This is a genomic window from Acinetobacter sp. ANC_7655, from assembly GCF_056784015.1.
In genome coordinates this window covers 144,880-170,025 of record NZ_JBWYJB010000003.1, presented here as the reverse complement: position 1 = coordinate 170,025, position 25,146 = coordinate 144,880, and the positions used below count along the sequence as shown (strand labels likewise).

Annotated in this window: 20 protein-coding genes, 2 tRNA genes and 1 other RNA gene; 6 read left to right on the top strand and 17 right to left on the bottom strand. The window is 38.3% G+C overall.

Annotated features, from left to right (window positions below; all coding sequences use genetic code 11):
- Window positions 1–75: 75 nt before the first annotated feature.
- The 7 genes from lpdA to sdhC form a co-directional block, all read right to left on the bottom strand.
- Window positions 76–1,509 (bottom strand): dihydrolipoyl dehydrogenase, encoded by a 1,434-nt coding sequence (gene lpdA / locus AC1M9N_RS06025; RefSeq protein ID WP_035268502.1) that lies wholly within the window; start codon window positions 1,507–1,509, stop codon window positions 76–78.
- Between the two features lie 60 nt (window positions 1,510–1,569).
- A complete protein-coding gene (odhB, locus tag AC1M9N_RS06020; RefSeq protein WP_035268505.1) occupies window positions 1,570–2,790 on the bottom strand; it encodes a 2-oxoglutarate dehydrogenase complex dihydrolipoyllysine-residue succinyltransferase in 1,221 nt (406 codons plus the stop codon).
- 17 nt (window positions 2,791–2,807) lie between these two features.
- Complete coding sequence (locus tag AC1M9N_RS06015; protein ID WP_035268518.1) at window positions 2,808–5,630, bottom strand: 2-oxoglutarate dehydrogenase E1 component; 2,823 nt, start codon at window positions 5,628–5,630, stop codon at window positions 2,808–2,810.
- Between the two features lie 738 nt (window positions 5,631–6,368).
- On the bottom strand, window positions 6,369–7,079 hold the full coding sequence (locus AC1M9N_RS06010; RefSeq protein ID WP_035268507.1) for a succinate dehydrogenase iron-sulfur subunit: 711 nt from the start codon (window positions 7,077–7,079) through the stop codon (window positions 6,369–6,371).
- A gap of 14 nt (window positions 7,080–7,093) precedes the next feature.
- Window positions 7,094–8,992, bottom strand: a complete 1,899-nt coding sequence (sdhA, locus tag AC1M9N_RS06005; RefSeq protein ID WP_035268510.1) for a succinate dehydrogenase flavoprotein subunit — start codon at window positions 8,990–8,992, stop codon at window positions 7,094–7,096.
- 12 nt (window positions 8,993–9,004) lie between these two features.
- Window positions 9,005–9,370 carry a succinate dehydrogenase, hydrophobic membrane anchor protein gene (gene sdhD, locus AC1M9N_RS06000; RefSeq protein ID WP_035268511.1) on the bottom strand — a complete coding sequence of 122 codons (366 nt, stop codon included), beginning with the start codon at window positions 9,368–9,370 and terminating at the stop codon, window positions 9,005–9,007.
- Window positions 9,370–9,768: a succinate dehydrogenase, cytochrome b556 subunit gene (sdhC, locus tag AC1M9N_RS05995; RefSeq protein ID WP_179997761.1), complete on the bottom strand. Its 399-nt coding sequence runs from the start codon at window positions 9,766–9,768 to the stop codon at window positions 9,370–9,372. The genes sdhD and sdhC overlap by 1 nt, the downstream gene beginning before the upstream one ends.
- A gap of 1,041 nt (window positions 9,769–10,809) precedes the next feature.
- Here sdhC and gltA point away from each other — a divergent pair.
- Window positions 10,810–12,084: a citrate synthase gene (gltA, locus tag AC1M9N_RS05990; protein ID WP_035269948.1), complete on the top strand. Its 1,275-nt coding sequence runs from the start codon at window positions 10,810–10,812 to the stop codon at window positions 12,082–12,084.
- A 155-nt stretch (window positions 12,085–12,239) separates the two neighbouring features.
- On the opposite strand, the gene AC1M9N_RS05985 is transcribed toward gltA, so the two are convergent.
- The 3 genes from AC1M9N_RS05985 to AC1M9N_RS05975 are packed head-to-tail and all read right to left on the bottom strand — an operon-like array spanning window position 12,240 to window position 15,647.
- The gene (locus AC1M9N_RS05985; protein ID WP_481954428.1) at window positions 12,240–13,817 is read right to left on the bottom strand and encodes a flavin-containing monooxygenase; all 1,578 of its coding nucleotides are present in this window, start codon (window positions 13,815–13,817) and stop codon (window positions 12,240–12,242) included.
- 15 nt (window positions 13,818–13,832) lie between these two features.
- Window positions 13,833–14,678, bottom strand: coding sequence for an SDR family NAD(P)-dependent oxidoreductase (locus AC1M9N_RS05980; RefSeq protein ID WP_180027941.1), 846 nt, complete (start codon window positions 14,676–14,678; stop codon window positions 13,833–13,835).
- 15 nt (window positions 14,679–14,693) lie between these two features.
- Complete coding sequence (locus AC1M9N_RS05975; RefSeq protein WP_481607582.1) at window positions 14,694–15,647, bottom strand: metal-dependent hydrolase; 954 nt, start codon at window positions 15,645–15,647, stop codon at window positions 14,694–14,696.
- A gap of 285 nt (window positions 15,648–15,932) precedes the next feature.
- On the opposite strand from AC1M9N_RS05975, the gene AC1M9N_RS05970 reads away from it, so the two are divergent.
- From AC1M9N_RS05970 to AC1M9N_RS05960, 3 genes are all read left to right on the top strand, one after another.
- Complete coding sequence (locus AC1M9N_RS05970; protein WP_481954427.1) at window positions 15,933–16,418, top strand: hypothetical protein; 486 nt, start codon at window positions 15,933–15,935, stop codon at window positions 16,416–16,418.
- Between the two features lie 341 nt (window positions 16,419–16,759).
- Window positions 16,760–18,385 (top strand): NAD+ synthase, encoded by a 1,626-nt coding sequence (locus AC1M9N_RS05965; RefSeq protein ID WP_481954426.1) that lies wholly within the window; start codon window positions 16,760–16,762, stop codon window positions 18,383–18,385.
- The gene (locus AC1M9N_RS05960; protein WP_481954425.1) at window positions 18,378–19,397 is read left to right on the top strand and encodes a hypothetical protein; all 1,020 of its coding nucleotides are present in this window, start codon (window positions 18,378–18,380) and stop codon (window positions 19,395–19,397) included. The genes AC1M9N_RS05965 and AC1M9N_RS05960 overlap by 8 nt, the downstream gene beginning before the upstream one ends.
- Window positions 19,398–19,432: 35 nt before the next feature.
- Here the strand turns inward: AC1M9N_RS05960 and AC1M9N_RS05955 are convergent.
- Window positions 19,433–19,509: transfer RNA gene (locus AC1M9N_RS05955), tRNA-Met, on the bottom strand.
- A gap of 202 nt (window positions 19,510–19,711) precedes the next feature.
- Here AC1M9N_RS05955 and AC1M9N_RS05950 point away from each other — a divergent pair.
- Window positions 19,712–20,074 (top strand): hypothetical protein, encoded by a 363-nt coding sequence (locus AC1M9N_RS05950; RefSeq protein WP_373683286.1) that lies wholly within the window; start codon window positions 19,712–19,714, stop codon window positions 20,072–20,074.
- A 57-nt stretch (window positions 20,075–20,131) separates the two neighbouring features.
- Here the strand turns inward: AC1M9N_RS05950 and AC1M9N_RS05945 are convergent.
- The 4 genes from AC1M9N_RS05945 to coaD all read right to left on the bottom strand — a co-directional run bounded on the left by AC1M9N_RS05945 (window position 20,132) and on the right by coaD (window position 21,447).
- A tRNA-Met gene (locus AC1M9N_RS05945) sits at window positions 20,132–20,208 on the bottom strand.
- A gap of 72 nt (window positions 20,209–20,280) precedes the next feature.
- An RNA gene (gene rnpB / locus AC1M9N_RS05940) (RNase P RNA component class A) lies at window positions 20,281–20,662 on the bottom strand.
- A 28-nt stretch (window positions 20,663–20,690) separates the two neighbouring features.
- Entirely contained in the window at window positions 20,691–20,954 is a 264-nt protein-coding gene (locus AC1M9N_RS05935) for a YfhL family 4Fe-4S dicluster ferredoxin (protein ID WP_180027945.1), read from the bottom strand.
- Between the two features lies 1 nt (window position 20,955).
- Window positions 20,956–21,447, bottom strand: coding sequence for a pantetheine-phosphate adenylyltransferase (gene coaD, locus AC1M9N_RS05930; RefSeq protein ID WP_035269911.1), 492 nt, complete (start codon window positions 21,445–21,447; stop codon window positions 20,956–20,958).
- 139 nt (window positions 21,448–21,586) lie between these two features.
- Here coaD and smpB point away from each other — a divergent pair, with 139 nt between their 5' ends.
- Complete coding sequence (gene smpB / locus AC1M9N_RS05925) at window positions 21,587–22,063, top strand: SsrA-binding protein SmpB (protein WP_035269908.1); 477 nt, start codon at window positions 21,587–21,589, stop codon at window positions 22,061–22,063.
- Between the two features lie 29 nt (window positions 22,064–22,092).
- Here the strand turns inward: smpB and AC1M9N_RS05920 are convergent, their stop codons facing one another.
- Complete coding sequence (locus AC1M9N_RS05920; RefSeq protein WP_481609801.1) at window positions 22,093–23,412, bottom strand: hypothetical protein; 1,320 nt, start codon at window positions 23,410–23,412, stop codon at window positions 22,093–22,095.
- 236 nt (window positions 23,413–23,648) lie between these two features.
- On the bottom strand, window positions 23,649–24,944 hold the full coding sequence (locus tag AC1M9N_RS05915; protein ID WP_481954424.1) for a hypothetical protein: 1,296 nt from the start codon (window positions 24,942–24,944) through the stop codon (window positions 23,649–23,651).
- Window positions 24,945–25,146 lie beyond the last annotated feature (202 nt).

Below are 25,146 nucleotides of genomic sequence, written 5' to 3'. Positions count from 1 at the left end.
CTAGTTTTAGATGATTATTCAAACAAAAACAACCACCAAATGCAAAAAGAGCGGCCTCAGCCGCTCTTTTTTGTGTTATTTACGTTTACGCTGAATCGCGTGAATCGCTCGCCCATCTACTGCTAACGCAGCTTCATGAACTACTTCAGAGAATGTTGGGTGACCAAATGTCATTAATTGAAGATCTTCAACGCTTGATACAAATTCAAGTGCGATCATACCTTGGTGAACGATATCAGACGCAGCAGGTCCAATCACGTGCATACCAAGCAAACGATCCGTTTTAGCGTCAGCAACAAATTTCACGAAACCAGCGTTTTCTCCTGCTGCCATCGCACGACCATTCGCTGCGAAACCAAATTGACCTGTTTTAACTTCGTGACCTTTTTCTTTCGCTTGTTCTTCTGTTAAACCAACCCACGCCGCTTCAGGGTGTGTATAGATCACAGAAATAATCGTGTCATAGTTCACTTGAGCTGCGTGACCATGAATACGTTCAACAGCCATTACGCCTTCTTCCATTGCTTTATGTGCAAGCATTGGACCACGTACTAAGTCACCAATTGCATATACACCTTCAACAGAAGTTGCACACCAATCATTTACTTCAACCAAACCACGTTCAGTAAGTTTAATGCCAGAATCTTCTGCTAATAAACCTTCTGCATACGCTTTACGACCCACGCAAACGATCAATTTGTCGAAAGTCTGAGTTTTGTCTTCGCCACCTTGAGTGTACTTAACTGTCACTTCACGACCATTGATTTCTGTACCAGCTACTTTTGCGCCAACACGAATATCAAGACCTTGCTTCGTTAATACTTTTTGGTAATCTTTAGCCAAAGCTTTATCAGCCATTGGTAAAAATGCATCCATTGCTTCAAAAACAACAACCTCTGCACCCAAACGACGCCATACTGATCCTAGTTCAAGACCAATTACACCTGCACCAATTACACCTAAACGTTTAGGTACTTCTTGGAATTCAAGCGCACCGGTAGAATCAACGATAAGATCTTGATCTACAGGAGCAACAGGAATATTTACAGGAACAGAACCAGAGGCAAGAATGACATATTTAGGTTCTAAAATTTGAGTTTCACCTTCATGTGGAACAAACTCAACTTTTTTACCAGCTAATAATTTACCTGTACCCTGCAACCATTCAATACCGTTACCTTTCAATAGGCCATCGATACCCATTGTAAGTTGGTTGACGATTTTATCTTTACGAGCAAGTAACTTTTGAAGATCGAATTTCACTTCGCCCGTTGTAATACCATGATCATCTAAATGATGAACAGTATCTTCATAACGATGTGAAGAGTCTAAAAGTGCTTTAGATGGGATACAACCCACGTTCAAGCAAGTACCACCTAAAGATGGTTTTCCTTTATGAATACGCTTTTCAATACATGCAACTTTGAAACCCAGTTGTGCTGCACGAATAGCAGCTTCATAACCACCTGGACCACCGCCGATTACTACTAAATCAAATTGTTGAGACATTCTTCTCTCCAAAAATGGGCCTAGAGGATCGCTCTAAGCCCATGGATTTATTCTTTAGAATTAAAGATCAAGGATAAGTTTAGCTGGTTCTTCTAACAATTCTTTGATTGTTACAAGGAAACCTACTGCTTCTTTACCATCAATTAAACGGTGGTCATAAGAAAGCGCTAAATACATCATTGGTAAGATTTCAACTTGACCATTTACCGCCATTGGACGCTCTTGGATTTTATGCATACCCAAAATTGCAGTTTGTGGCGTATTTAAAATTGGTGTTGAAAGCAATGAACCGAAAGTACCACCATTAGTGATCGTGAATGTACCACCTGTCATATCTTCAATGCCGAGCTTACCATCACGTGCTTTGAATGCGTAATCACGAATACCATTTTCTACTTCAGCATAGTTCATGCGATCAGTATCACGTAATACTGGAACTACTAAACCACGGTCAGAAGATACCGCTACACCGATGTCATAGTAACCGTGATAAACGATATCATCACCATCAATTGAAGCATTTACAGCTGGGTAGCGTTTAAGTGCTTCAGTTGCAGCTTTAACAAAGAATGACATAAAGCCTAAACGAGCACCATGACGCTTTTCAAAAGCATCTTTGTACTGAGCGCGCATGTCCATGATTGGCTTCATGTTGACTTCGTTGAACGTCGTTAACATTGCTGTTTCTTGCGTTGCAGCAAGTAAACGCTCAGCCACACGCTTACGAAGACGTGTCATAGGAACACGTTTTTCAATACGCTCACCTACAGCTACGCTTAATGGTGCAGCAGCAGGAGCAGCAGGTTTAGATTGGTGATTCGCCACATCTTCTTTAGTGATACGGCCACCACGACCTGTACCTGAAACTTCTGATGCATTGATACCAGTTTCAGTTAATGCCTTACGAACAGCTGGAGCTTGGTCTTGAACAGGAGCTTGAGCACGTTCAACAACCGGAGCAGCACCCGCTTCTGTAGCAGCCGCAGCTTGTTCAACTTTCTCTTCAGATTGAACAGCTTGAGTTTGAGAAGCACCAGAAACAGCACCTGCTTCAAATGTAGCAATTACTTCATCAGAAAGAACTGTGTCGCCTTCGCCTTTAATGATATTTGCAATCGTACCATCTGCAGGAGCAACAACTTCAAGTACAACTTTATCCGTTTCGATATCACAGATCACTTCATCACGTGATACCGCTTCACCTGGTTGTTTGTGCCAAGTTGCAATTGTTCCGTCTGCAACTGACTCTGGGAATACCGGTGCTTTAATTTCGGTTGCCATTCTTAAGATTCTCCTGATTATTCTGCTACGATCGCAAGCGCTTCGTTAACGAGTTGTGCTTGTTGTTTTGCATGTAAATATGGTGAGCCACAAGCCGGTGCAGCAGATGCTTCACGTCCTGCATAGCTGATTTGAATTTGTTGACCTGACTTCATAACACCTTCGTATAAACGTGGTGCGATGAATAACCATGCGCCTTGGTTCTTCGGTTCTTCTTGCGCCCAAACAAGCTCTTTCATATTTGGATATTGTGCAAGTACTTCCGCTAAACGTGCTTCTGGATATGGGTACAATTGTTCAACACGAACAATAGCAGTGTTGTTCAATTCATTTTCACGACGTTTTTCAAGTAAATCGTAATAAACCTTACCACCGCAAAGCACTACACGAGTCACATCCAACTTATTAATGTTATCAACTTCATCAATCACAGTTTGGAAAGTTCCGTTCGCCAATTCATCAAGATTAGATACCGCTAATTTGTGACGTAATAATGACTTTGGAGACATGATAATCATTGGTTTACGAATTGGGCGAATCGCCTGACGACGTAAAGCATGGAAAATCTGTGCAGGAGTTGTAGGCGTCATCACTTGCATGTTTTCTTCAGCACATAGCTGTAAGAAACGCTCTAAACGTGCAGATGAGTGTTCTGGGCCTTGACCTTCAAAACCATGTGGAAGAAGCATCGTTAAACCACAAACGCGCTCCCACTTTGTCTCACCAGAAGCAATGAATTGGTCAATAACAACTTGAGCACAGTTCGCGAAGTCACCAAATTGTGCTTCCCAAATAATTAAGCTCTTAGGTAGAGTTGTTGCATAACCATATTCGAATGCCAATACTGCCATTTCAGACAATAATGAGTCATAAATCGCTGTACGCGGTTGATTTTCTTTAATATGGCAAAGTGGAATATACGTCGAACCGTCTACTTGGTTATGAAGCTTCGCATGACGATGCGAGAATGTACCACGACCAACATCTTCACCAGTTAAACGAACAAGATAACCCTCGTCCAATAACGAAGCATAAGCTAGAGTCTCAGCTGCACCCCAGTTCAATGGCATTTCACCAGTTTGCATTTTAAGACGATCATCGATCACCTTAGAAACTTGACGCTGCATCACGAAGCCTTCAGGAAGCTCACGCATTTTGCGACCAAGTTCTTTTAAACGCTCTTCAGGGAAAGTAGTATCCCAAACGTCAGTGTATTCGTGACCTAAGTATGGCGTCCAGTCAACGAACATTTTTTTATTCGGTTCAAGTACAAGTGCATTAGCAACATGTTTACCTGCTTCTAAATCAGCACGGTAATCTTCGATCATCTGATCTGCAGTCGCACGATCAATTACACCTTCTTGTACTAATTTGTCAGCATATAATGCACGAGTCGTCGTTTTCTTATTAATGACTTGATACATCATTGGCTGAGTTGCTGCTGGCTCATCTGCTTCATTGTGACCGCGACGACGGTAACAGAACATATCGATAACAACGTCTTTACGGAAAGTATGACGGAAATCATGTGCAAGTTGAGCAACAAACAATACAGCTTCAGGATCATCACCATTCACATGGAAGATTGGTGCCTGAATCATTTTCGCGATATCAGTACAGTATTCAGTAGAACGTGCATCACGTGGATCTGATGTTGTAAAACCAACTTGGTTATTGACAACAATATGAACTGTACCACCTACCGTATAACCACGTGTTTGTGACATTTGGAAGGTTTCTTGGTTCACACCCTGACCAGCAAATGCAGCATCACCATGTACGATTACTGGTAATACGTCATCACCACCAATGTCTTTACGACGAACTTGACGAGCACGTACTGAACCTTCAACTACAGGCCCTACGATTTCTAAGTGTGATGGGTTAAATGCCAATGCCAAATGAACTTCGCCACCTGGAGTCATTACGTTTGACGAGAAACCTTGGTGATACTTAACGTCACCAGAACCTTTCTTGTGAAGTGATTTACCTTCAAATTCACCGAAAAGATCTGCTGGGTTTTTACCCATGATATTGACAAGCAAGTTGAGACGACCACGGTGTGGCATACCGATCACAACTTCTTTACATCCCACAGAACCTGCGCGTTGAATAACAGCATCAACCATCGGAATGAAAGATTCACCGCCTTCCACACCAAAGCGCTTAGCACCAACATACTTATTGCCTAAGTATTTCTCTAAGCCTTCAGCTGCAGTTAAACGTTCAAGAACATGTTTCTTTTGTTCTGCTGAAAAACCAAATTGACCTTTCACACCTTCAAGACGTTGTTGAATCCAACGTTTCTCTTTAGTGTCAACAATGTGCATATATTCAACACCAATAGAAGCGCAATACGTCGCCTCCATCGCATTGACCATTTCACCTAAAGTTGCTTCAGTTTTGCCAATTGCAAGATTACCTGTATTGAATACAGTATCTAAGTCAGATTTGGTTAAACCATGAGCCGCTAGATCAAGATCAGGCACTTCTTCTCGTTTTGCCAAACCTAATGGATCTAATTTTGCTTTTTGATGACCGCGGTTACGGTATGCAGCGATTAATTGTAATACGCCAATCTGACGACGCTCGTGCTCAGAACTAACTGAACTTTGAACGACAGGCTGAATACGGTTTGAGTTACGACCCAATAAAAGGAATTGCTCACGTACATTGCTGTGTGGTTGATCCCCTTTTGGGAACTTACCAAAGTATTCTTGCCAATCAGCACCGACTGATTCTGGAGCAACTAAATACTGCTCATAAAGTTCTTCAATATACGCTGCACTGTCAGCGGAAAGTTCAGTGTCAAGACGCAATGCGTCAGCAACTTCTTGCATTTGTGGACCCATTTCCTATTGCAAAACATTACAGGGAGCTTTCTAAGCTCGCCCATGATTGATAATGCCAAATCGGTAAATTGACATTCACCCATCTGGTACAAAAGACCATGGGGCGTATAGCATTAGAGAGTTTCTAATACCAATGACGAATCATAACGCCCTCATTGGCATCATCACTCATCTTTATACTCGATAAAATTACCGAGCAATTTTTGCAAATTGACTTAGAAAAAAATAAAAATATTAGTCTTTTCTAAAGCAACTTTTCAATTTGATTATCCCTGCTTTCAGCTTAACACCAAACCACCAAAATGTTGATTTAATGTACAGATTGAATAATATTCATGCTAAAAATTTTGTTCAAATCCTACCATGAACTTCACTTCAAACTGATTTTATTGACACATACCATTCATAAATTAGCTAAATACAACTATAAACCATTGAGATAATATAAGGTGCATTTAGATAAATTCTATTAAAATTCATAATTATTAGACTAAAGCCTAAAATTATAGATTTAAATACATGCAACTTGGATCATAAAACCGATATCTTAACATTTTAAAAAGATATTTGCAGATGCAAAACGTTTTCATTTATCCCTAAAGTGCATATTTTTTTATGATTGGGGCAAATCTAACCACTTCAACCAAAATATCTCGAAAACTAAATTTAACATCAAGTTTTGATTAAAAAAAAAGCACACCTAAGTGTGCTTTTTTTGGAACAGCATTATCCAGCTTGATCTAACAACATGCTACGAATGTGACCAATCGCTTTTGTTGGATTTAGACCTTTAGGGCATACTGATACACAGTTCATGATACCTTTACAACGGAATAAACTGAAAGGATCGTCTAAACGAGCCAAACGGTCTTGAGTAGCAGTATCACGCGAATCAATAATGAAACGATATGCATTCAACAATGCTGAAGGACCCAAGAATTTATCAGGGTTCCACCAGAATGATGGGCAAGACGTTGAACAACATGCACAAAGAATACATTCATACAAACCATCAAGATGCTCACGCTCTTCTGGAGATTGTAAACGCTCTTTAGGTGGTGCAGGTTGATTATTAATCAAGAACGGTTGAATTTTGTCGTACTGATCATAGAACTGATTCATGTCTACAACCAAGTCTTTGATTACTGGAAGACCTGGTAATGGACGAATAGTAATTACTTCTGGCAAATCGTTTAGGTTCCAAAGACACGCTAAACCATTTTTACCATTGATGTTTACACCATCTGAACCACAAATACCTTCACGACATGAACGACGGAACGTTAAAGTTTCGTCTTGAACTTTCAATGCAAGTAGCGCATCAAGCAACATACGGTGCTTATCAGTCAACTCAAGCTTGAATGTTTGCATGTACGGTGCTTTATCCTTATCAGGATCGTAGCGGTAGATATTAAATGTACGAGTACCTCTACTCATCTTACTTCTCCCAATTAGAATGTACGTGGTTTAGGTGGAATAGCATCAACTGATAAAGGCTTGTAACGTACTGGCTTGTACTCAAGACGGTTATCAGCAGAGAACCATAAAGTATGCTTCATCCACTCATCATCACGACGGCCGTAAGGATATGCTGGATGATCTGGAGATTCTTCAAAATCTACAACAGTATGCGCACCACGACATTCTTTACGTGCAGCAGCAGAGATTAAGGTTGCTTTTGCAACTTCGTATAAGTTTTCCACTTCAAGTGCTTCAATACGCGCAGTATTAAATACTTTTGATTTGTCTTTTAAGTGGATATTACGGATACGAGGCTCAAGTGCAAGAATCTCTTTCACACCTTTTTCAAGAAGTTCAGTTGTACGGAATACACCTGCATGATCTTGAACGATATCGCGAATTGCATCAGCAACTTCTTGCGCATTCTCACCAGAAGTTGACTCATCTAAGCGACGGATACGCTCGACAGTTTGCTGAAGCACAGTTGTTGGAAGCGGCGCATATTCATCACCGTGATGCTTAGTCACATAGTCAATGATATGTTCGCCAGCAGCTTTACCAAATACAACTAAGTCAAGCAATGAGTTTGTACCTAAACGGTTAGCACCATGTACAGACACACATGAACATTCGCCAATCGCATAGAAACCTTTCACTGGTTTAGTGAAATTGCGATCCGCAGCATTGGTAGAATAAGTATCGCTGTCTTTGTCGTAATGTGCTTCTAGCGGAGTAGTTTCACGCGATTCAGGAACAACAACTTGACCATGAATGTTAGTTGGAATACCACCCATTTGGTAATGGATTGTTGGTACAACAGGAATTGGCTCTTTTGTGATGTCAACGTTCGCGAACTTCTTACCAATCTCAAATACAGATGGAAGACGTTTCATGATCGTATCAGCACCCAAGTGCGTCATATCAAGAAGGATATAATCACCTTTAGGACCACAACCACGGCCTTCTTTGATCTCTTGGTCCATAGAACGTGATACGAAGTCACGTGGTGCCAAGTCTTTCAAAGTTGGAGCATAACGCTCCATGAACGGTTCGCCGTCTTTGTTACGAAGGATTGCACCTTCACCACGACAACCTTCAGTTAACAATACGCCTGCGCCTGCAACGCCCGTTGGGTGGAATTGCCAGAATTCCATATCTTGTAATGGAATACCTGCACGAGCAGCCATACCAAGACCGTCACCAGTGTTGATATATGCGTTTGTAGATGCGCGGTAAACACGACCAGCACCACCCGTTGCGAACAATGTTGCTTTCGCTTGGAATACTGCAATTTTACCTGTTTCTTGGTCAATTGCTGTAACACCAAGTACATCACCTGCTTCATTACGGATCAAATCAAGCGCGATCCATTCTACGAAGAATTGTGTACCCATTTTCACGTTGCTTTGATAAAGCGTGTGAAGAAGTGCGTGACCTGTACGGTCGGCAGCAGCACAAGCACGAGGAACAGCTTTTTCACCATAGTTCGCAGAGTGACCACCGAATGGACGTTGGTAAATTGTGCCGTCAGCGTTACGATCAAATGGCATACCTAGATGTTCAAGTTCATATACAACTTGTGGCGCTTCACGAGTCATAAACTCAATTGCGTCTTGGTCACCTAACCAGTCAGAACCTTTTACTGTGTCATAGAAATGGTAGTGCCAGTTATCTTCTTGCATGTTACCAAGAGAAGCACCAATACCACCCTGTGCAGCTACAGTGTGAGAACGCGTTGGGAATACTTTAGTCAATACCGCAACTTTCAAACCAGCTTGAGCAAGTTGGTAAGAAGCACGCATACCAGAACCACCACCACCAACGATGACAGCATCGAAAGTTTCGTGTGGAATATTTGTATAATCTTCTTTAGGGTTTATAGCGCCCATGATTGTTTCCTATCAATTCGCCCAAAAAATCTGGATTGCCCAGATCGCATATGCAAATACAGCAATAATAACTGCTGAAGTCAGTACAAGGCGTAAACCTGATGCTGATGGACCCATTTGACGAGTCGTCACATAGTCAGTGAATACTTGCCACATACCAATCCATGCGTGTGCAACAAGAGATAAGACTGCCAATAAAGATAAAATCTTCATCGGTAATGTCATCATAAAGCCGTACCACTGTTCGAAGTTGAAACCACCATTACAAAGGATCCAACCAAACACCACAACAGTATAAACAGCTAAAACTACAGCACTTACACGCTGGATAAACCAATCGCGAGAACCTGAACCCGTTAAACCAGTAGCACTTTTCATTAGAGTACGATCCATACAAATGATGCAACGATACCAATTGCAGATAAAATTAATGCGATTGTTGCTGCTACACGACCACTTTGTAACTCTTCAGCGATACCCATATCAGCAAGCAAATGCTTGATACCTGCGATGAAGTGGTAGATTAAGCCAGCGACAAATACCCATACGATGAAGCGCACGATAAAGCTATCAAAAATAGCTTGAACTTGTGCAAAGCCCTCAGGAGAAGACAATGATTTGTCTAAGATCCATAAAAGAACTGGTACGAGTAAAAATACGATGACACCTGAAAGACGGTGTAAAATAGATGCAATAGCCACAGGGGATTTTAAGTTTACGTCTAAAACTTGACCCATGGACAAATTGACAGGTCTGTTGCTTTTCACAGCGGGCATCCTGTAGTTAAAAACTCCATCCGGAGTTTGTTGGAATTAATTCGAAGGAAAGCTGGCATTTGTTAGACAAATAAATTGTCTAAACCTTTATACGACACGGAATTATAAAACGTGCAATTTCAAATTACAAACCTACGAAGCAGGCGTCAACCATAAAATATTTTTAAATAAGAATCATTTACATCTACTTTCTTACAGTTAAGTCATCTCTCCATTTAAATACAAACACTAAGCCATTAATATTTATATCAATTTATTTTAATTTAGTGTTACTGAACTCAAATGTTCGATTTGTCTTAATTAGACTAAAGCACAACTCACTACAAAAATATATTTTTTTAAGAAATATAATATTTATTTTATTTTTCAAAAACTTAAAGAAAATTAAATCTCAAATAATTTGTACTTTTAAAACTAATTAGAAAAATGAATATTGCTCACATGGTCATTGTTTTTTTATCTAATTGAATTGAGTAATTTCAAATGTAAAAAAGGATAAAAATCATATGCACTTATAAATTAATTACAAAATAAACTTCATTTTCTAATGTTGAGCTCACCACTTAAAATGTAATGAAACATTATAAATTAGACACTTTTTAATCAATTAGTAAATAAAGTGAAAAAAAATATTTCATTGTCATTATTGGTCTATTTATTCAGTCTATCATCTTAAAAAAACAGACAAATTCTATAAACAATCGCTTTTAACAACCTTCAACATATTGATAAAAGGTATTAATAATCAAGCATTACTTGGTTTAAATCATCAAAATATGCACGTTTTTGTCTTTTTTTTTATGCCACTACCGTTGAAATTGTCTTATTATACGGCGGCGCTAGTGAAAAGCAGATAAATTCCTACTGATTAACTGAGTTTAGAACCAGTCACTTTAGGTCGTCATTTTTATCCATAAGTATAATTGACAATTTTTGACTACTCACTAAGCTTAGAGCAAATTTTGAAACCGTCTAACTCACGGATTACAACAGATTATTTCGGGTTAGATAAAACATTCACCAGGACAGGAGATCTATTGAATGTCTGAAGCAACTGGCAAAAAAGCCGTATTACAGCTTGATGGCAAAGAAATTGAATTACCAATTTACAGCGGCACATTGGGCCCAGATGTAATCGACGTTAAAGATGTATTGGCCGCAGGTCACTTCACTTTTGATCCTGGTTTTATGGCTACAGCGTCTTGCGAGTCTAAAATCACATTTATCGATGGTAATAAAGGTGTTCTATTACACCGTGGTTATCCAATCGACCAACTAGCTACTAAAGCCGATTACTTAGAAACTTGCTACTTATTATTAAATGGTGAGCTTCCTACAGCTGAGCAAAAAGAAGAGTTTGACGCTAAAGTTCGTAACCACACTATGGTTCACGATCAAGTTAGCCGCTTCTATAACGGTTTCCGCCGTGATGCACACCCTATGGCGATTATGGTGGGTGTTGTTGGTGCGTTATCAGCTTTCTATCACAACAACCTTGATATCGAAAATGTTGATCACCGTGAAATTACTGCGATCCGTTTGATTGCTAAAATTCCTACCCTTGCTGCGTGGAGCTACAAGTATACTGTTGGTCAACCATTCGTTTACCCACGTAATGACTTAAGCTATGCAGAAAACTTCTTGTACATGATGTTTGCTACTCCAGCAGATCGTGATTACAAAGTTAACCCTATTCTTGCAAAAGCAATGGATCGTATCTTCACGCTTCATGCTGACCATGAACAAAATGCTTCTACGTCTACAGTACGTTTAGCTGGTTCTACTGGTGCTAATCCGTATGCATGTATCGCTGCTGGTATCTCTGCACTTTGGGGTCCTGCTCACGGTGGTGCAAACGAAGCTGTTCTTAAGATGCTTGATGAAATCGGCTCTGTAGAAAACGTTGCTGGCTTCATGGAAAAAGTGAAGACTAAAGAAGTTAAACTCATGGGCTTCGGTCACCGTGTTTATAAAAACTTCGATCCACGTGCTAAAGTAATGAAAGAAACTTGTGATGAAGTTCTTGGTGCTTTAGGTATCAATGATCCACAGTTAGCTTTAGCAATGGAATTGGAGCGTATCGCACTTTCTGATGAATACTTCATCAAGCGTAACCTTTATCCAAACGTTGACTTCTATTCAGGTATCATCCTTAAAGCGATTGGTATCCCAACAGAAATGTTCACTGTAATCTTCGCACTTGCACGTACTGTTGGTTGGATCAGCCACTGGTTAGAAATGCACAGCGGCCCATACAAGATCGGACGTCCTCGTCAACTTTACACTGGCGAAGTTCAACGCGATATCGTTCGTTAATTCGAACTACGTCGACAGTCAAAAAACCACCCTTTGGGTGGTTTTTTATTATCTGATTAACAACAAAATATTGTTTTCAGCCCTGATGAAATAGAAACCTCGTATATATAGAATATCTACAAACAAAAAAAGCCTGATTAAATCAGGCTTTTTGATCAGTGTTGTGAATAATGATCCAAGTTTAATGAGCTTAACTGCTGTTTTAATTTTGCAAGAGACCATGGCCATGCTGCAAAGTTACGACCATTTTCATCCAAATAGTAACTCTTACAGCCACCTGCATTAAATACAGTGGTTTTAAGATGTTTTTGAACCAATTGATTATGTCGCTTAACAACGTCGTCTTTAATCACAAGCTTGTTAATGTTTTGCTTTTTGATCTTTAGTAGGCCATCAAGAATATAATCTAATTGAGCTTCAGCAATACCAATAAATGAGTCATAAACCAGAATATTTGGTCCTAACACCAAAAATGCATTTGGTACATTGGTAATACTTGCACCTAAATAAGCTTCTGGTGAACTATTTTTCCAGCGATCCGCTAAGAGCTTCCCATCCATATCATAAATGCGCTTACCAATTGGCGGATGCGATACCTCAAAACCCGTACCCCAAATGATGACATCTACTTCATGACGCTCACCATTGGCCGCAACAACCGTATTCCCATCAATCTCAACCAACCCCTCATTGATTAGTTTCACATTATCTTGTTGCAATGCTGGATAATAATTGTTGGCAAATAAAAGACGTTTACAACCAATATCAAAATTTGGTGTGACTTTTTTTCTTAATTCATCATCTTGAATTTGCAACTTCAATAATTGTTTGCTTAAGAAATTCACAGGTTTCAGCACTTTTGGATTACGCAAACCAAAGTTAATGCCATTTAAAATTTGGGCAATACTGCTCCGCCAAGTGGATTGAATAACGGGAAATTTCTGGATCAGTGATTTCGCTTGATCATTCAAATTCATATCAGCTTTTGGCAAAACCCAAGGTGCTGTACGCTGAAACACAAAGAGTTCTTTCGCTAATGGCTGAACCTGAGGAATAAATTGAATCGCTGAAGCACCTGTACCAATAACAGCAATACGTTTACCTTTAAGATCGTACTCATGATTCCATCTTGCAGAGTGAAACATTTCCCCCTTGAAACTTTCTATGCCCTTAATTTTTGGAAATGATGGCTCAGTAATGGGTCCCGTTGTAAAGATTACCGTTTTTGCTAGATACTTTCCTTGAGAAGTTTCTAACGACCACTGCGCCTTCTCGTTATCCCAACGTGCTGCTTTTAATTCATGATTAAATTGGATTTTTTCATTCAGTTGATGCTTCTCAACCACTTCCTCAAGATAACTTAAGATTTCTGGCTGCTTGGCAAACAAATGACTCCATTTGTGACTTGGCGAAAAGGAAAAAGAATATAAGGCTGAAGGAACATCACATCCACATCCTGGATAATTATTATCGCGCCATGTACCACCAACTCGGTTCGCTTTTTCCAGCACAATGTAGTCGCGATATCCTGCCTGATTCATTTTATATGCCGCAGCGATACCGGAAATACCTGCACCAACAACAATCGTGTCATACACCTTTTGTGATTGTTCGACTTTAAGTTCTTTATCTGCGTTATTTTTTTTCTTTACTTTTACTTCTGCTTTTTCAGATTGATCAGCAGTTTGAATTTTTAAATCTGCATTGCTCTCTAATTCGTTATCAAGTGTCATTCTTTTATCTCTCTATTATTTTACAAAACGCTTAAACCATGGATAACCTACACCTAACATTTTGGTATATAAGGTCGGTGAAGCACGCTTCATCAACCAAAATAATTTCGCGTCTGGTTGTGGAATCGTATAAAGAATGCCTTTATCTAAATTGTTTAAGGTTTTTTGTGCAACTTGATCGCTTGTGACAAATGCATGATTCTGCAATAAATCATCCGCTAAACCCGAGTAATTGGAAGGTAATCGCCCATTCTTCATAATATTAGTAGGTACTAAAGTTGGGCAAAGCACATTCACACGGATATTATCTTGATGTAGTTCTGCAGATAACGTTTCAGATAATGCAAGTACACTAGATTTCGTCACGTTATAAGCTGTCATTTCAGGTGCAGCTGTAAATCCTGCTGCTGAAGCAACATTAATAATTGCCCCATAACCTTGTTGTTTAAACTTCGGTACAAAAAAGTGGCAACCATGAATCACGCCCCATAAATTGACATGCATACACCATTGCCAATCTTCTAGTGTCATCTCATCAAACTTACCACCTAACCCCACGCCAGCATTATTAATCACTAGTGTCACAGGATGATTAAAAAGGTTTTCTGCTTGATTCGCCACTCGCTCAACATCTTCCTTTTTTCCCACATCGCAGGATTCAGCAAATGCTTTTTGCCCTGTGGTCTGAGAAATCAGCTGAACAGTTTCTTCAGCTGCAGCTAAATTAATATCAGCACACACCACTTGACCACCACGTTTTGCAATTTCCAATGCAAAACTGCGTCCAATACCACTTCCCGCACCCGTTACCACAGCATAAGCCTGATGGCTCGGTTTAATTTTCTTCTTAAAAAAAAGCATGAACTATCCTTATTCTTATACCTTTAAAGCTGGCATGAATTCCTTCGTAAAGTATGGTGTCAAAATACCATCCACTGGATTTAATAAACGTTCTTTGTAGTACTCTAAAAATGCTGATGTATCATGATCATTCGGATGGAAGTCTGGTTTGAGATATTCGAAAATATGTTTGAGCGAACTGCCATAAACACCATCTTTTAGACCAAAAATCAAACCTACACTTCGATACATATCTTTGTAGTAACTTAAACTGATTAGATTTGATGGCTTACGATAAAATGGCACAATTAAGGATGCAGCAGAAATCAGCACTAAAATCGTAATAAGCGCTGGGAAAAAGCCTGCTATTCTTAAAGCATAGTTACTCGAAAGAAGTTGGAACACATCATATGCAATATCTTTATGCTCTGATTCCTCAAGCATATGCCACATCCAAATTGCGCGTTGTTTCTCATCTTGAGATTCGAAGAAAATATGCTCATGATTCATCATGTATTCAGCAAGCACTGCGGTAAAATGCTCAATCCCAGCCATAAGCGATAATTTCATTGGCTGAGGCAACCGATTAAAACCATATTCAAAAACGTGATGCGCCAGAAATCTAAACAATTTGACAGGCAAATCTGCCTTTAAAAAAGCGTCATTTAATTCTTCATGAAGTTTAGAATGTAAAGCTTCTTGCCCAATCAGTGCTGTCACTCTTTGCTTGAGTAATGGATCTTGAATAAAGTCACGATGATAACGTGCTGTATCAATAACGAGATCCTCACCATAGGTTAAAAAAATTGAAAGTGAGGCAAAGTAAGCACTTGCTAATTCCGCATTCAAATAAAATTTTGGATCAATCTTTTGATGATCAAAATCAAATTTCATATGACGAATTGGAATAGCTTTTGATTGATTCTCAGGATCAAATTTAGAACCGTTTAGAAATTTAGAAATTTTTTTTAGTGGCTGAGTTAATAACATGGCGAACCTTCTCTTTTATCTCAGTGAATAAATTCAAATAATGTGAATTCTTCGACGTTTCTAAAAAATTAAGATAAAAAGACGAAATAGCCATTTGCATAATAAATCTTTAGAGATGGCATAATTGCTCATTCATCAAGATTGTCTAACAAAATTATTAAGTTTTAATCAGTAAATACCATTTCATTATCATTAAAGGTCAACACCATTTTTAACAAGTAATGATTCCAAATAGTGATATTTTGAATGTCACATAAACTTTAAGTAGATTAAGAAATAAGTACGATGTTGTGGATGCCACTTATTTTAAAATGGATAAAATTTGACGCTTTTAGATGTAGATCACTCACCCAAGGTGAAATCACGTTAAGCCAAAGTGTCTTTGGTGATCTTATAGATTATGACAGGGTGAAAATCATGAATCATCCGTTTCTACCGTGGCAACCCTCAGCGGTATTTATGGCACCAAAGGGCTATTTGCATATTCGTAACAAACATTTCAAAACTGACTATTCGAAAGAAAATAAAATCTATCAAGGAATTTTCATTCACGAGATGACTCATATTTTACAACACCAACAAGGACAAAATGTTTTGCTCAAAGGCGCTTTTCTGCAAAGTGCGTATTTTATTTCCTTCAAAAAGTATAATCCTTATGCCTATAAATTTGACCCTAAAAAAAATTTCAATGACTACAACATTGAACAACAAGGCGATATAGCTAGAGATATATTTTTGAAAAAGATTCCGAATATTATTTTGAATCAATAAAAATTGTAAAATTAAAAGAATATTTTTTATTCAAGCTATTGATTTGTGAATCAGAAACACCATATCAGCTTTGACATCTGATTTACTGTGTCGCAAATCCATTACGATTTAATTTTTTATGTACAAACAATGGCAAAAGCTAGTATCTACTTTTATTTTAGATAGAATACATATGAATCGTAGTTTTTGCTGTGCAAAAAATAAGATCTTTTATCATGTTTGAATGATGTAAATTTGAGCCATTTGGCAGTTATGTAATATCACATACACACAGCTGAATAATTACTCCAATAAAATCAGCACGTGCTGTATATAAACCTATAGGATAGGACTTGGTTTAAATGAATAGTTTTAAAGTTTCTCTTGCTCAATTCTCTCCATTTGTCGGCAATATAGAAGCCAATGTTCAACGAATGATTGAACTCGCTAATGAAGCCAAACAGCAAAATGCCAATATCATTGTGTTTCCTGAACTTTCGACCATTGGTTATCCTGCAGAGGATCTCCTACTTCGTCCAAGCCTAAGCAAACGTACAGCATCAGCTTTCGAAAAACTGGCTGAAGTGAAAGACATTGTGATGGTATTTGGTTTTGTTAATCAAGCTGATTCGGGTGCACGCTATAACTCTGCAGCCGTTATGAAAGATGGGCAAGTATTAGGTATTTATAACAAGCAAAATTTACCAAATTATAGTGTTTTTGATGAAAAGAGATATTTCGCTGAGGGTCATCAACACCTTGTATTTGAGTATTTAGGACATAAATTCGGTGTATTAATTTGCGAAGATGTCTGGACACTTGAGAGTGTTCAACAACTTGCCAAACTGAATGTTGAAACTGTTCTTGTGTTAAATGCCTCACCATACGAAGTTGGAAAGCCTCAACACCGTGTTGTTACGCTTAAAGAGTTAGCTAAACAATTGAATCTCAATCTTGTTTATGTCAACCAAGTAGGCGGGCAAGATGATCTCATTTTCGACGGAACAAGTTTCGTTGTGAATGCAAATGGTGAAGTTGTACTTGAAGCACCAAGCTTTAAAGAAGACCTTTTTCATGTTGAATATGAAGCAGAGCTTAAATCTTTTAAAGCCACTACCAAAGCACCTGCATTAGATACGATTGCTGAAATTTACCAAGCTTTGGTTTTGGCAACACGAGATTATGTACAACGCTCAGGTTTCCCTGGTGTCATTCTTGGTCTCTCTGGTGGTATCGACTCAGCACTCACCCTTGCAATCGCTGTCGATGCTATTGGAGCAGATAAAGTTCAAGCGGTTATGATGCCTTACACATATACCTCTCAAATCAGTGTTGAAGACGCGACTGAGCAGGCAAAACGTATGGGAGTCACTTTTGGTATTGCGGAAATTCACCCAATCGTCAACAGCTTTATGCAGACATTACACCCATTCTTCGGCAATTCTCCTACTGATGCAACTGAGGAAAATTTACAAGCTCGCGCACGCGGCACCTTATTAATGGGTCTGTCGAATAAATTTGGTAATCTTGTTTTATCTACAGGTAACAAATCTGAATTATCTGTTGGTTACTGCACACTGTACGGTGATATGGTCGGTGGTTTTGCTGTACTTAAAGATGTTTATAAAACGATTGTATTTGAGTTAGCGAAATACCGTAATAGTTTGGAAGATACGCCTGTAATCCCTGAACGTGTGATTACTCGCCCACCTTCTGCTGAATTACGACCTGATCAAAAAGATCAAGACTCATTACCACCTTACGATGTTCTTGATGCAATTTTATATGCATATATTGAAGAAGATCAGAGTCTTGAAGATATTATCTCTAAAGGTTTTGATCGAGATATCGTGACTAAAGTCATTGGATTGGTTGATCGCAACGAATATAAGCGCCGTCAGGGTGCAATTGGTCCACGTATATCCTCTCGTGCATTTAGCCGCGAACGCCGCTATCCAATCGTAAATGGATGGAAAGCAGGTGTCTAACTCGACACAACTCAATCAATTTGCTCAAGCACTTATGCTTGAGCAAATTCGGTTTACCCAACAACATTTATTAAATGCTGAATCAAATGCGGTATTAGACACGTTTGTTTCACAAGCTTATGCTCAGTTTAATCGAATCAAATTAAAAGATATTGTAAATATTGAACAACTTCATGCTGTTGTTTCGAAATATACTTTTGAGTTAAATCTTGGACCTGATTTACTAGAGTTTATTGGCGCTGTTGCACAACGTATTTACCTTCATTTAAAGAATTCAAATGCTTTAATCGGAGATTTAATTTCAGACCATGATTTTGGGCTATGGCTAAATAAAATTCTTGAATTAGATCAAGTACGTTATGGTTTAAAACAACAAATTTTGAGTAATGAGAAGGCACATGCAGTGAGCCTTCAATTAGCAAATCAGATTTTAGAAAAATATACACCTTGGCTGGATAGGCTTCGAAAAAATAAAGTTCAAAATCATACGGTCAAATCAAAGATTTTTAATTTTCTCCAAGATCAGCAACATACATTAGAGTTAAAACTAGAATCCCAACTTGCAAATGCAATATTGGTTCAATTAGGCGAAATTATCACGCTGCCTCAAAATGAACTTTATGAAATCATTCAACATATTTGGTCAGATCTCCAATTTCAAAAAATTTCAGCTCAGCTTGAGCAGATTGAAGCCATTGATGTCGAAGATTTTTTTATTCTGGTCTATGAAACCTGGAGAAATTTACGCCAATCCGCTGAGATTCAGTCCATCATTTTAGAAGTGGTTGATGAGTTCTATGAATATTTTGGTGATTACAGTTTACAAGCTTTACTTACGGCTGTTGGACTAACTCAAGAAGATTTAGTGATCGAAGCCCATCGTTTTGCACCTCAACTTATCACCATGTTAAATGATTTTGGCGTTCTAGAACAATTAATTCAAAGCTTGATTCAGCCTTTTTATCAAGCACAATCTACACTTGATATTATCTCAAAACATTTTGAGAAATAAAAAAAAGACCATGCGGTGAGCATAGTCTATAAAAATGGTGGCTATGACGGGACTTGAACCTGTGACCCCCGCATTATGAGTGCGGTGCTCTAACCAACTGAGCTACATAGCCGTAAACTGTGTGCGCATTATCTTAAGTTATCATTGTATCGTCAAGCATACGAAAGCACTAATGATCACCCTTTATACAAATAAACCTTATTTGAACAAAATTAATCCATAATTATATGATTTTATTGTAATAGTAAGGTTTCAATAACATCAAAATCATGCTCAATCCTCAATATTTTATTCTCATATGCTGTTTAACCCTTGTGAGCGGATGCCAAACGATTCATCCCATATTTGTGAATTATCACGGTGTACGCATGGATGTCGCTCAATGGATCAATGCTCAAAACTTTATAACCATGCAACAAAAACGAACTCTAGTTCAATTAAGCCGTGCTCAACAAAAGCTCGTGCATATTGATGTCATTCCTGAAGATCATAAACTTGCCGTGAGTAAAGAGAATGCGGTTGCTCTTCATTGTGCACAGCTTTATTTGTCTGAGCAAAAAATTGAAAGCTTGCAAAATATTGTGTTTTCAAATGTAAATCAGAGAGCCGTTTTAGCACAATTTGAACAAGGGTTTCCAAAAATTAAGCTAGATTCTCAGCTTATTCAGTGCCAATGAAAACTCAAGATTTCACACATAAAAAAAGACCACACTAGTGAGTGTGGTCTATAAAAATGGTGGCTATGACGGGACTTGAACCTGTGACCCCCGCATTATGAGTGCGGTGCTCTAACCAACTGAGCTACATAGCCGTAAACTGTGGGCGCATTATCTACTTGATTGATGTATCCGTCAAGTAATATCGGCACTGTTTGATCAAAATTTGTTGAAGTGAGCCGATAAGCCGGGTTCTGTCTAGAACGATCATTCCTCTAGGCATACAATCACTCATATGCTCAAGCGACCTACCCGAATCCAGTATGGGCCATACCTTAAGGATTCCTATTTGGTCTTGCTTCAGGTGGGGTTTACCATGCCATGAACTGTTACCAGTCATGCGGTGCGCTCTTACCGCACCCTTTCACCCTTACCATATTCTAGGCTAAACCGAAGTTCAGTTGCAAAATGGCGGTCTACTCTCTGCTGCACTTTCCGTAGGCTTACGCCTCCCAGGCGTTACCTGGCACCTTGCCCGATGAAGCCCGGACTTTCCTCCCCTGCTTTAGTCACGAAGACCTTCACAGCAGCGATCGTCTGGCTCACTTCAAGTGGCGCATCTTAACAAACTTTGAGATCAATTGCTCGTGCTTTTTTGAGCAATTAGTTTTTTATACTTTTCCAGCAATTCATCCTCAGATTCCACATGATTAGGATCTTTAGGAATACAGTCTACCGGGCAGAATAATGAACACTGGGGTTGGTCATAATGACCAATACATTCAGTACATAGATTCGGATCAATTTCATAGATCAGTTCACCCATATAAATCGCTTCATTTGGGCATACAGGCTCACAAACGTCACAATTGATGCACTCATCCGTAATAATTAAAGACACTCTACCAACCTTGCTGATGCTTACGTTCAAATGCCTCAACAACTGCTTTTGGCACAAATTTCGTCACATCACCTTTCAAACGTGCAATTTCACGAACTAATGTGGATGAAATAAACGAGTATTGCTCTGACGGCGTTAAAAATACAGCTTCAAAATTTGAATCTAATTGACGATTCATATTTGCAAGTTGAAACTCATATTCAAAGTCAGATACTGCTCTTAAACCTCTGAGTACAGCTGTTGCCTTTTGCTCTTGAAAAAAATTCACCAACAAACCATCAAAACCAACAAATTCTACGTTATCTAAATGGCTTAATGATGATTTTGCAAGCGCAACTCGCTCATCTAAACTAAACACTGGATTTTTGTGATGACCAATTGCAATCGCAACTACAACTTCATCAAACATTTTTGCAGCACGAGAGACAAGATCAATATGACCATTGGTAATAGGATCGAATGTTCCCGGATAGATGACACGAGTTTTAGACATCCATTTATACTCTAAGATTATTATGTAGGCGCATAGTTTAACAAAAACTCAATTCACACGCACACTTGTTGACAGTGAAATGACTTCACCTCAAGCCAAGTTTGAGGCAAAATAGGCCTAATCTTGGAATATTTGTATTATGTCGAAATCGATTGTAGTTAAAAAAAATAATAGTGGCACTATTGCGCTAAATAAACGTGCACGTCACGATTATTTTATTGAGGAAAAATTTGAAGCTGGTTTAGCGTTACAAGGTTGGGAAGTAAAATCTCTTCGCGCTGGACGCATGAGTATCACGGAAAGCTATATTATTTTCAAAAATAATGAAGCTTATTTATTTGGTGCTCAAATTCAACCTCTTCTTTCTGCTTCAACTCATATCGTTCCCGAAGCAACACGTACTCGTAAGCTACTTCTTTCACGTCGTGAACTCGAGAAACTCCAAGGGGCGATCAATCAAAAAGGTTACACATGTGTACCTTTGGCGTGCTATTGGAAAGGTCGTTTAGTCAAACTCGAAATTGCACTTGTTAAAGGTAAACAATTACACGATAAACGTGCCACTGAAAAAGACCGCGATTGGCAGCGTGATAAAGCAAGAATTTTTCATAAATAAAAAAACCGCTCATTTGAGCGGTTTTTTTATTAACAAAACCTTAAATTTCCATAACAGTTTGGAGCAAAGGTTTGATTTTTAAGTTGTAAATCTTTTAATGGAAAATTTACATTGGTATTCGGCAAATGAACATTCCCAACACCAAGTTTGTCACCGAACAGACAATCAAGTGCATTACAAGATGGAGGATTTCGACTGATATAATCACTGATTGGTCCAACCACTTGTTTTAACACATCATTCGTAATATCGATACGCTTCTCAGGTGTTACATCCCCAATATTAATCGAATCATTAAACGCCATCCACCAGCCCTGTTGTGCAGCAACGTCAGCATTTGGCCACCAGATTTCACTGTTTTGCACAGAGAGCGAGAATGGATTGTTTACAGGGATTTTATGAATTAAACCTAAGTTTTGATCTACCGTAATGTTGGCTTTTAAACCTGTAATGTTACCACTGACCTCTTTTTGCAAATTCAGTAATCCTACCCCTAGCACTTGGATATTAGCCGTGAGATTACCACCAAAATTCAATTGATTAATATTGGCAACACCTGTCAATTGTGCAGAACTCATTCGAGTACCAGAGACCGTAGTTCCATTAATCTGAATTGGTGCCGTCGTTTCTTGTAATGCTAAATTGTAATTATTCGATTTAAAATCGAGTGTCAAAGTAGGTGCAATAATACAAATCAAACAAATTCTTGCATTCACTTTTCCATCGATAGTTTGACCAGTATCGGCATAGGTCATACTTCGAGCATTAGTATAACCCATACCCTGAGTGGGATTAATTTTTAAATAACCACTGAGTGAGTTAATACCATTCGGTTTATCAGAGTTTTCATCACCAAGCGTCAGTAAACCTAATACTTTTTCAGCACTGAGACGCAAACCCACAACTTCTCGAGTTGATGCCGATGTTGGATTTTTTACCGCAAACTCTAAAAATGGATTGGTTAGCTTGGCTGAAGAACCCGCACGACCCTCTCTAGTGTCTGACATACCACTCAAACTCAGATTTTCGATATCAATATCACATCCACCTGCTCCATTAATACCACCACAGCCAAGTTGTAAATGCTTAATATTTGCATTGAGTTCTATATCTGCTTCCATTCCAAGCTTATAAAAGCCAACACCTTTACCTCGCATATTGTTTGCCCCATCATTGGGATCAATGTAACTCATACTTAACAAAGCTTGGCCATTTGTCGCTGATAACTCTTCATCACTCATCATTTTTAAATCATTATGAATGTTATTAGCCGTTGCATACAAAGGAATCAACACTAAGCATGATGTTGATAAAATCAATTTGATAGAACCAAGTAAACTCTTCAACATTAGAGTCTCCATATTATTTTTATTCAGGCTTAATCCATAAGCAACAGCATTACTATCTATAAATTAATGAAAAAAATAAAGAGGCTTAAAACTTGCTAAATGAATTAAAATATAGAAATTAAAATAAAATTTAATATTTTCTAGAGACTTACATCACATTATTAATTTTTAAAATGTGATGTATATTCCAATTTATCCGATGAAATGCAAACTTAAAACTCAAGTATATCTATTATTTAGCAGAATTTTAAACTTCCATAACAGTTTGGGGCAAAGGATTGATTTTTTAACTGTAAGTTTACCAAATCCATATTCACTATTGAATTTGTTAATGGAACCTCACCTAATCTAAAATTACCTGCTAAACAACTTGTTGCTAAAAAACCACATTCGATTGGATTAGCCTGTAAATAATTACTAATTAGCGGTACAACTTGTTTAATCACTGCATCTGTCACAACCACTTTTTGACTCGGAGTAACATTACCTATATCAATTGGGTCCTCGATTGAAAGCCACCAACCTGTCTGAGCAGCAACACTCGCTCCAGTCCAATGTATATCTTGTTTTTGCATCGATAGAGAAAATGGATTACTCAAAGGTAAGCGGTGAATATATCCAAGGTTCTCTGAAACTTTAACATCTACATTTAGGTTTGAAACATTACCCGTAATGTCACCAGATAGTGGTATAGGCACAAGCCCCCAGAGTTTAGCATTTGCAGAAATTTTACCTGACAATGCAATGTTATCTATTCGAGCAACACCTGTTAAATAGACATTTGACATTCTGTTACCACTAATAGTTTGGCCATTAATTTTTAAAGAGCCGCTTCCCTCAGCTAAATTTAAAGCATAATCATTAGACGTAAAGTCTGCACTTACGAAACCTGTTGTACTCTTTGCTTTTCCGTAAACTAATTCTCCAAGATTGTTAAAATTTACACCAGAACGAGCTGCTGTTGTCGCAGTTCCAACAGCGTTCTTAATCTTCAGATAACCACTTAAACTATTGATACCATTTGGTTTTTCAGAGTTCTCACTACCAAGCGTTAATAATCCTAGTACTTTTTCTGCACTTAAACGAACACCAACCATTTCACGTGTTGAAGCTGAATCTGGGTTTTTTATAGCAAACTCTAAAAATGGATTGGTTAGTTGGGCACTTGATTGGACGCGTCCTTCACGAGTTTCTGCAACCCCTGACAAACTTAAGTTATCGATATCAATATCACAACCGTTTGCACCATTGACTCCACCGCATCCAAGTTGCAATCTTTTGATGTTAGCATTTAAATCTAATTGGACTTCCATTCCCATTTTATAAAATCCAATATTTTGACCAGGATTCTTATTGACGGAATCTGCAGGTGAAATATAGCTTAAGCTCATGAGTGCTTTACCTTCAACATGTGAAAGTTCAGCGTCAGTCAGTTCTTGCATTGGAGCAGCATACGCTAATGTTATTGAAGTCAATCCATAGATGACAGGAATACAAAAATTTCTTGATTTCGCTAATCCTATTAAGATCATCATTGTCTCCACAATTTTTTATTTTTATGTCTTGTCTAATAAAAAGACAATGTAATATTCACTATTATATAAATTTTTACTATAAAATTGTGATTGATCTAACATTTTTTGTATTTAAATAATTCATATTTCAAAAAAATGGTCTAGTAATGAATCACTTATATCAACTTAGCAACTTGTAAATTAATGTATTTTTATTTAA

What these genes read in the sequence shown, in the direction of transcription:
- lpdA (WP_035268502.1), bottom strand. Translation starts at nt 1,509, where the DNA reads ATGTCTCAACAATTTGATTTAGTAGTAATCGGCGGTGGTCCAGGTGGT.
- odhB (WP_035268505.1), bottom strand. Translation starts at nt 2,790, where the DNA reads ATGGCAACCGAAATTAAAGCACCGGTATTCCCAGAGTCAGTTGCAGAC.
- AC1M9N_RS06015 (WP_035268518.1), bottom strand. Translation starts at nt 5,630, where the DNA reads ATGCAAGAAGTTGCTGACGCATTGCGTCTTGACACTGAACTTTCCGCT.
- AC1M9N_RS06010 (WP_035268507.1), bottom strand. Translation starts at nt 7,079, where the DNA reads ATGAGTAGAGGTACTCGTACATTTAATATCTACCGCTACGATCCTGAT.
- sdhA (WP_035268510.1), bottom strand. Translation starts at nt 8,992, where the DNA reads ATGGGCGCTATAAACCCTAAAGAAGATTATACAAATATTCCACACGAA.
- sdhD (WP_035268511.1), bottom strand. Translation starts at nt 9,370, where the DNA reads ATGAAAAGTGCTACTGGTTTAACGGGTTCAGGTTCTCGCGATTGGTTT.
- sdhC (WP_179997761.1), bottom strand. Translation starts at nt 9,768, where the DNA reads ATGCCCGCTGTGAAAAGCAACAGACCTGTCAATTTGTCCATGGGTCAA.
- gltA (WP_035269948.1), top strand. Translation starts at nt 10,810, where the DNA reads ATGTCTGAAGCAACTGGCAAAAAAGCCGTATTACAGCTTGATGGCAAA.
- AC1M9N_RS05985 (WP_481954428.1), bottom strand. Translation starts at nt 13,817, where the DNA reads ATGACACTTGATAACGAATTAGAGAGCAATGCAGATTTAAAAATTCAA.
- AC1M9N_RS05980 (WP_180027941.1), bottom strand. Translation starts at nt 14,678, where the DNA reads ATGCTTTTTTTTAAGAAGAAAATTAAACCGAGCCATCAGGCTTATGCT.
- AC1M9N_RS05975 (WP_481607582.1), bottom strand. Translation starts at nt 15,647, where the DNA reads ATGTTATTAACTCAGCCACTAAAAAAAATTTCTAAATTTCTAAACGGT.
- AC1M9N_RS05970 (WP_481954427.1), top strand. Translation starts at nt 15,933, where the DNA reads ATGTTGTGGATGCCACTTATTTTAAAATGGATAAAATTTGACGCTTTT.
- AC1M9N_RS05965 (WP_481954426.1), top strand. Translation starts at nt 16,760, where the DNA reads ATGAATAGTTTTAAAGTTTCTCTTGCTCAATTCTCTCCATTTGTCGGC.
- coaD (WP_035269911.1), bottom strand. Translation starts at nt 21,447, where the DNA reads ATGTCTAAAACTCGTGTCATCTATCCGGGAACATTCGATCCTATTACC.
- smpB (WP_035269908.1), top strand. Translation starts at nt 21,587, where the DNA reads ATGTCGAAATCGATTGTAGTTAAAAAAAATAATAGTGGCACTATTGCG.
- AC1M9N_RS05920 (WP_481609801.1), bottom strand. Translation starts at nt 23,412, where the DNA reads ATGTTGAAGAGTTTACTTGGTTCTATCAAATTGATTTTATCAACATCA.
- AC1M9N_RS05915 (WP_481954424.1), bottom strand. Translation starts at nt 24,944, where the DNA reads ATGATCTTAATAGGATTAGCGAAATCAAGAAATTTTTGTATTCCTGTC.